Source organism: Inquilinus sp., assembly GCF_057815775.1.
This window is the reverse complement of sequence record NZ_JBYRFX010000460.1, coordinates 1-6,608: the sequence shown is the minus strand read 5'-3', so window position 1 is coordinate 6,608 and position 6,608 is coordinate 1. Positions and strand designations below refer to the sequence as shown.

Annotated in this window: 10 protein-coding genes and 1 tRNA gene; 8 read left to right on the top strand and 3 right to left on the bottom strand. The window is 65.6% G+C overall.

What is annotated here, in order from left to right; genetic code table 11:
• From AC3XYG_RS16425 to AC3XYG_RS16410, 4 genes are all read left to right on the top strand, one after another.
• A partial coding sequence (locus AC3XYG_RS16425; protein ID WP_489140924.1) for an adenylosuccinate synthetase occupies positions 1 to 155 on the top strand: 155 nt, incomplete at its 5' end.
• Between the two features lie 106 nt (positions 156 to 261).
• Positions 262 to 840 (top strand): hypothetical protein, encoded by a 579-nt coding sequence (locus tag AC3XYG_RS16420; RefSeq protein ID WP_489140923.1) that lies wholly within the window; start codon positions 262 to 264, stop codon positions 838 to 840.
• Between the two features lie 19 nt (positions 841 to 859).
• A complete protein-coding gene (locus AC3XYG_RS16415; protein ID WP_489140922.1) occupies positions 860 to 1,255 on the top strand; it encodes a VOC family protein in 396 nt (131 codons plus the stop codon).
• 78 nt (positions 1,256 to 1,333) lie between these two features.
• Positions 1,334 to 1,702 carry a hypothetical protein gene (locus tag AC3XYG_RS16410; RefSeq protein WP_489140921.1) on the top strand — a complete coding sequence of 123 codons (369 nt, stop codon included), beginning with the start codon at positions 1,334 to 1,336 and terminating at the stop codon, positions 1,700 to 1,702.
• A 62-nt stretch (positions 1,703 to 1,764) separates the two neighbouring features.
• Here AC3XYG_RS16410 and rpoH read toward each other — a convergent pair whose 3' ends face one another.
• Both rpoH and AC3XYG_RS16400 read right to left on the bottom strand, forming a co-directional pair.
• Positions 1,765 to 2,646, bottom strand: coding sequence for an RNA polymerase sigma factor RpoH (rpoH, locus tag AC3XYG_RS16405; RefSeq protein WP_489140920.1), 882 nt, complete (start codon positions 2,644 to 2,646; stop codon positions 1,765 to 1,767).
• Between the two features lie 86 nt (positions 2,647 to 2,732).
• Positions 2,733 to 3,698, bottom strand: a complete 966-nt coding sequence (locus AC3XYG_RS16400; protein ID WP_489140919.1) for an RluA family pseudouridine synthase — start codon at positions 3,696 to 3,698, stop codon at positions 2,733 to 2,735.
• Positions 3,699 to 3,766: 68 nt separating this feature from the next.
• Between AC3XYG_RS16400 and AC3XYG_RS16395 the strand changes: the two genes are divergently transcribed.
• The 3 genes from AC3XYG_RS16395 to AC3XYG_RS16385 all read left to right on the top strand — a co-directional run bounded on the left by AC3XYG_RS16395 (position 3,767) and on the right by AC3XYG_RS16385 (position 5,308).
• On the top strand, positions 3,767 to 4,072 hold the full coding sequence (locus tag AC3XYG_RS16395) for a hypothetical protein (RefSeq protein WP_489140918.1): 306 nt from the start codon (positions 3,767 to 3,769) through the stop codon (positions 4,070 to 4,072).
• A gap of 29 nt (positions 4,073 to 4,101) precedes the next feature.
• Positions 4,102 to 5,163 carry a threonine aldolase family protein gene (locus AC3XYG_RS16390; protein ID WP_489140917.1) on the top strand — a complete coding sequence of 354 codons (1,062 nt, stop codon included), beginning with the start codon at positions 4,102 to 4,104 and terminating at the stop codon, positions 5,161 to 5,163.
• A 69-nt stretch (positions 5,164 to 5,232) separates the two neighbouring features.
• A tRNA-Glu gene (locus AC3XYG_RS16385) sits at positions 5,233 to 5,308 on the top strand.
• Positions 5,309 to 5,561: 253 nt separating this feature from the next.
• On the opposite strand, the gene AC3XYG_RS16380 is transcribed toward AC3XYG_RS16385, so the two are convergent.
• Positions 5,562 to 5,897, bottom strand: a complete 336-nt coding sequence (locus tag AC3XYG_RS16380) for a hypothetical protein (RefSeq protein WP_489140916.1) — start codon at positions 5,895 to 5,897, stop codon at positions 5,562 to 5,564.
• 482 nt (positions 5,898 to 6,379) lie between these two features.
• On the opposite strand from AC3XYG_RS16380, the gene AC3XYG_RS16375 reads away from it, so the two are divergent.
• Positions 6,380 to 6,608, top strand: a 229-nt coding sequence (locus tag AC3XYG_RS16375; RefSeq protein WP_489140915.1) for a hypothetical protein, incomplete at its 3' end; no start/stop codon positions are given.

Genomic DNA, 6,608 nt, shown 5'->3' with positions numbered 1-6,608 from the left:
GCACCAAGGGCGCGCGCTCCTGGGCCGACCTGCCGGCCACCGCGATCAAGTACATCCGCCGGATCGAGGAGCTGATCGAGGCGCCGGTGGCGCTGCTGTCGACCAGCCCGGAGCGCGACGACACCATCCTGGTGCGCGACCCCTTCGCCGACTGAGGCCGTTTCGAAAGACGGCTCAGGCCGCCATTCTCGCCCGAGGCGACGCAGGCTCCCGATCTTGTGGCAAGATCAGGGGCCTGCGGATCGAGGGGGAGGGGTTGTCATGGTCGTCGGCCGGATCGTCGCGGTTCTGTCGCTCGTCACGCTGCTTGCGACCTCGGCAGTCGCGCAGACATCCCGCACGCCTTTCGACCGGCTGGACCTGGCGACGCCGCAGTCGGCCGTCACCCAGTTCGTCACGGCCTACCGCGGCCGGGACTATGTGACGGTGTTCTGGATCCTGTCGGCGACGTCCCAGAACGCATGGATGCAGGCCTTCCAGACCTTCAACATGAGTCAGCTGATGGGACCGCTGCCGGCCGACCGGCGGTCGACGGTGCTGCAGGCCGCCGTCCCGCCGATGGCGGAATGGGACCAGACGGATCTGAGCTGGCTGTTCGACCACCTGATGCTGACCGTGGAGACAGCCGGGGCGCTGCCGGTACGGCTGCCGGATCAGGGCGCGGCCGGCGAGCCCCAACTGCGCCCGGACGGCACGGTCACCGTCGCCTTCGGCAGCGGTGCGGGGGCGGTAAAGTTCCGCCTGGCCCGTTCGCCCGCCGGGCAATGGCGGGTGTCCAGCGTGGTCGGCGCCGGCGGTAATCCAGACCGGCCGCCCTGGGGCCTGAAGGGCATACCCTGAAACGATGGAGAGGATTGCCATGACCCGCCAGCACATCGGCGCGATCACCCTGGTCGTGCGCGACTATGACGAGGCCAAGGCCTGGTACACCGGGGTGCTGGGCTTCGATGCGGTGGCAGACACGCCGCTCGGCGACGGCAAGCGCTGGCTGCTGGTGGCGCCGCCGGGCGGGCAGGGGTCGGCGCTGCTGCTGGCCCAGGCGGCGACGCCGGCGCAGGACAGCCGGGTCGGCGACCAGACCGGCGGCCGGGTGGCGCTGTTCCTGCACACCGATGATTTCCGGCGCGACCACGCGGCGATGACGGCGCGCGGCGTGGTGTTCCACGAGACCCCGCGCGAGGAAAGCTACGCCACCGTGGCGGTGTTCGAGGACCTCTACGGAAATCTCTGGGACCTGCTGCAGCCCAAGGGCTGAGGGCGGCACGGGGCCCGCGCCGGACGACCCGGCGGCTCCGTGCTATCATGGGCGCATGACTGTGCGAAGGGCTGGCCCATGAGTCTGGTCGGTTTGGGGTTCTGGATCGCTTTCTGTTTGGTGCTGTTCCTGGATGCCCGCGTGTTGGTGGCTGTGGCCCAGCATATCGAAGGATTCGGCTGGCCTCTGCCATGGCGGTTGTCGGCGAGCGCCGTGGCTCTGCTGGCCATCACCATTGTCGGCCTCTGGGCCGGGGGGCCGCAATTTGCCACTTCACCCGTCACTCAAGCGATCCCGCCCGCCTTCGGATTTCCCTCTGGCTGGTACTGCCCTAATCTCGGCAAAGGCAGCGCCATGGTGTGCTTTGCGGACGGTCCGGTGACGTCGTCGCGCCAAAGCGGGGCAGGGCCAACCGGGACGGAAGCAGAGGCCGGCAACAGGCACTGACGTCCCAAACGAAAACGGCCGGAGCGAAAGCTCCAGCCGTCTGACGATTCTGCTCTACAGGATCAGTGGGCCAGCTTGGCCTCGACCGCGGCGTTGCGGATCGCCTTCTGCAGCTTCTCGAAGGCGCGCACCTCGATCTGGCGCACCCGCTCGCGGCTGATGCCGTATTCCTGGCTCAGATCCTCCAGGGTGGTCGGCTCGTCGCGCAGGCGGCGTTCGGTCAGGATGCGGCGCTCACGGTCGTTCAGATGGCCCATGGCGTCCTTCAGCAGCTGCCGGCGCTTGCCGAGCTCCTGCTTGTCGGCCAGCAGCACTTCCTGGCTGTCGCGGTCGTCGGCCAGCCAATCCTGCCACTCGCCCTCGCCATCGACGCGCAGCGGTGCGTTCAGCGAACTGTCCGGCGCGGCGAGGCGCCGGTTCATCGAGATCACGTCCTGTTCGGGCACCGACAGCTTGGTGGCGATCTGGGTCACCGTCTCCGGCCGCAGGTCGCCTTCTTCAATCGCCTGCAGCTGGCCCTTCAGCTTGCGCAGGTTGAAGAACAGCTTCTTCTGCGCCGCGGTGGTGCCCATCTTCACCAGCGACCAGCTGTGCAGGATGTATTCCTGGATGGCGGCGCGGATCCACCACATGGCATAGGTCGCCAGCCGGAAGCCGCGGTCCGGGTCGAAGCGCTTCACCGCCTGCATCATGCCGACATTGCCCTCGGAGATCAGCTCCGAGATCGGCAGGCCGTAGCCGCGGTAACCCATCGCGATCTTCGCCACCAGCCGGAGATGGCTGGTCACGAGGCGATGCGCCGATTCCGTGTCGCCATGCTCACGCCACGCCTTGGCAAGCATGAACTCTTCCTGCGGCTCCAGCATCGGAAACTGCCGGATTTCCTGCAGGTAGCGGCTCAGATTGGATTCGGCGCCCAGAACGGGCAGGCTCGCTTGTGCCATGATATCTTGCTCCCTCTCCGGCGCCCGTCCCTCCAGGGTGGGCGCCCGCCGGAATCATCATCCGGACATCGTCATAATACCTGACTTCAGTAGTCGGGTATACGGTCTTCCCCCGCGAGGGAGACGAGCAAATCTCGCATGTCTCCGGGCAGGGGCCTCGTGAATTCGCGTTCATTCTGATCCGCCGGGTGGCGGAAGCGCAATTTTGCCGCATGCAGCGCCTGCCGCGGAAAGCTGCGTTCGATCTCGCTGCCGATAGCCGAGCGTGGACGTCGGCCATAGACCGGGTCGCCGATCAGCGGATGGCCGATCGAGGTCAGGTGGACGCGGATCTGGTGGGTGCGCCCGGTGTCCAGCTTGCAGGCCAGCAGGCTGGCCTCCAGCCCGGCCGGGCGCAGCACGCGGTAGTGGGTCCGCGCCGCCTTGCCACCGGCCTTCACCATCGCCATCCGCTTGCGGTCGCGCGGGTCGCGGCCGATCGCGCCTTCGATCGTGCCGGCCGACGGGTTCGGCCGGCCCCAGACCAGGGCCAGATAGGTGCGCGACAGGGTGCGGTCCGCGAATTGCGCCGACAGCGCCTGGTGCGCGGCGTCGGTCTTGGCCACCACCATCAGCCCGCTGGTGTCCTTGTCCAGCCGGTGGACGATGCCGGGCCGCGCAACGCCGCCGATGCCCGACAGCTCGCCGTCGCAATGGGCGAGCAGGGCGTTGACCAGGGTGCCATCGGGATTGCCGGCCGCGGGGTGGACCACCAGTCCGGCCGGCTTGTCGATGACGATGAGATAAGAATCCTCGTACACGATATCAAGCTCGATGGCCTGGGCGGCCGGCACGGCCGGGGCCGGCGGCGGCACGCGAATCTCGAAGCGCTGGCCGGGTTTGACCTTGGTCGAGGCGTCTTCTACTGTCCGCTCGCCCTCCCGCACGCAACCGGTGGCGATCAACGCCTGCAGCCGCGATCGCGACAGTTCCGGCACCGCGGCGGCCAGGGCACGGTCCAGCCGCTCGCCGGCGGCCTCCGGGCCGACGGTGACGAGAATGGGCTGGTCCATGAAAAGGGGTGCGGCGGGTGCGTCTGGAAGTTGGGTCATTGCGTGCGGTGAAGATAACCGTTTGGGCGATGCTTGTGGTGATCATCGTGCTCGCCGCCGTGGTTGTGGGTGAGATGGGCCGCCAGATCTTCTCCGCAGGCCCGGCCAAGGCACCCCCGACGAACGCGTCGGTTCCGGCCGCTCCCTCCACCGCGGCGCCGGCCCTCTCGGCCGCCGTCCCGTCCGCACTGCCCGCCGGCAGCCGTGTCTCTAGCATCACCTCCGTGGGCGATCGCGCAGTGATGCTGATCACACTCCCCGGCGGCGCGCAGGAATTGCGCAGCATCGACCCGCGCACCGGCGCCGCCGTCACTCTTCTCACGACCACCCCATAAGCGATCCGCTGAGGCGGAAGGATTCCGGCATGACAGATGTGATCAACCTTGCCAGCGACAATGTCGCGGGTGCCGCGCCCGAGATCCTGGCGGCGATCGCCCGCGCCGCCGACGGCCGGGTGCCGTCCTACGGCGCCGATGCGGCGACCAAGGGGCTCGAGACGCGCCTGTCCGAGGTGTTCGAACGCCGCGTCGCCGTGTTTCCGGTGCCGACCGGCACGGCCGCCAACGCGCTGGCGCTGGCCACCTTCACCCCGCCCTATGGCGCGGTGCTGTGCCATCGCGAGGCGCATGTCGCGGTCGACGAATGCAACGCGCCGGAATTCTTCAGCCATGGCGCCAAGCTGATCCTGGCCGATGGCGACCACGGCAAGCTGACCCCGGCGACGCTGGACGCCGCCTTCCCGGAAAGCTGGCGCGGCGACGTGCATCGCAGCCAGCCGGCGATGCTGACCCTGTCGCAGGCGACCGAGGCCGGCACCGTCTACACCGCGGCCGAGGTCGCGGCGCTGACCGACACGGCGCGGCATCACGGCCTGGCCGTGCATATGGACGGCTCGCGCTTTGCCAATGCGCTGGCGAGCCAGGGCGGATCGCCGGCCGAGCTGACCTGGAAGGCCGGCATCGACGTGCTGTCCTTCGGTGGTACCAAGAATGGCTGCGTCATGGCCGAGGCGGTGGTGTTCTTCGACCCGGTCAAGGCCGCGGACTTCGCCCTGCGCCGCAAGCGCGCCGGCCATCTCGTCTCGAAGATGCGCTTCATCTCGGCCCAGCTCGAAGTCTATCTCGCCGATGATCTGTGGCTGCGCCTGGCCGGCAACGCCAATGCCCGGGCGCGGCAGCTGGCCGACGGCCTGCAGGCGCTGCCCGGCGTGGCGCTGGAGCATCCGGTCGAGGCCAATGAGGTGTTCGTGCGCCTGCCGGCGGCGCTGGCCACCGGCTTGGCCCGCCAGGGCGTGATCGCGGCGCATTGGGAGGGCGATGTCTGGCGCTTCGTCGGTGCCTTCGACACCGCGGCGGAGACGATCGAGACCGTGCTGCAGCGCGCCCGAAGCTGCATCGCGCCGGATGCGGTGGCGGCCGCGGGATAGCCGTCACGAAAAGTGACGAAACAGCTTGCGTCGGCGCACCGGCTCCCCTATATCGGGGCCCGCGCCTAAGTCCCCTTCGTCTAGAGGCCTAGGACACCGCCCTCTCACGGCGGTAACAGGGGTTCGAATCCCCTAGGGGACGCCATTCTAAGTCGAGAATGGGTCGAGAATGGATCCGAGGCGATTGGCGGCCAATGGTGCCGCCATCGCCCTTTGCGGCCGACCTGCAGAGCGCGAGGCCGATACCCAGGACGGCGAGATAGCCCGTCGCGATCAGCCAGCCGATCATTCCCTGACCCTCGCGTGAAGCCGTCCGGCAGCGTCGAGCGCGGCTAGCGATGCGGCGTTGAGCCGTTCGGCCAGCCACATCAGCGAATCTCGCAAGATGGCGGCGGCGATCATGTGCGCCTCCATTTGAGCACGACGATTCGCTCCAAGAAGCTCTGCACCCTCATGGCCAGTTCGTAGCCATCATCGCGGCCGTCCCAATTATCAGATGATTCCGTGCCGTCATCGTTGGCCAGATGCAGCCTGACAGCCTTGATCAGATCGAGCGCGCATCCGGCTAGGTCGGCTGTCGTGGCGTCGACGCCAGGATCAACGTTCCACACTTCGTTGAGCGCGCGGGTGACGGCGTCGTACCCAGACATATGCGCGTTCTGAGATGGATCCTCGCGCCGGTAGGCTGCATCAAGTTGCGCGTGCTCTTGTGCCTCTATCGTGAAAAACATCATTTCAAAAACTCCCCGCCCGGCTTGTTGTGGCGATGCATGCCGCCGAACTGGAGTCACAGTGAACGAGTCAAAGCCGAAACGCAATGTGGATTCGTCGCATGAGGACTATATTTAGTATTATGATACATGATAAGAATTACGAAATTCGTATATTAATCGGATAAGTAGTTTGAGGATTTCGTAGTTATTTGGATTTTGGTGGATGGTTAGTTGGAGCACGGGCAAGCGCCGTCGTGGATGGCCGATGCATAGATCGGCGGGTTTGGCTGTGGGGATTTTTCGGGATTTGGCCGCGCCCGGAGGCGCAGGAGGGGCTTCAGAGGGGAAAGGTGATGCGGAGTGGCCCCGGAGCGGATCGGCCGTCCTGGGGCCTCTGGCGCATTTTGGTCTAGGGGCTGTAAGGTAGCCGCGATCGCGAACAGGTCGTTGCGCGTTCGAACATTATAAATCGATTGTTTCTAATATATTGGGGGAGATGTGTCGTGGAGATTGAGAATTTTGGGTCCGCCGTTAGTTATGATGATGTAAGGGAAGGTAGGTTGCTTTTATTATCGATCGATGATGGAAATTTAATTTTTGCAACAAAGGGAGTATCAAAAAACAACGACGGAGAATATGATGTGTTAGTTGCGATAATGTCGATTAGTGGAACAATTGATTATCCTGAGGTTATAAATTATTATTCTACCGGAATTAGACTTTGTATTGATG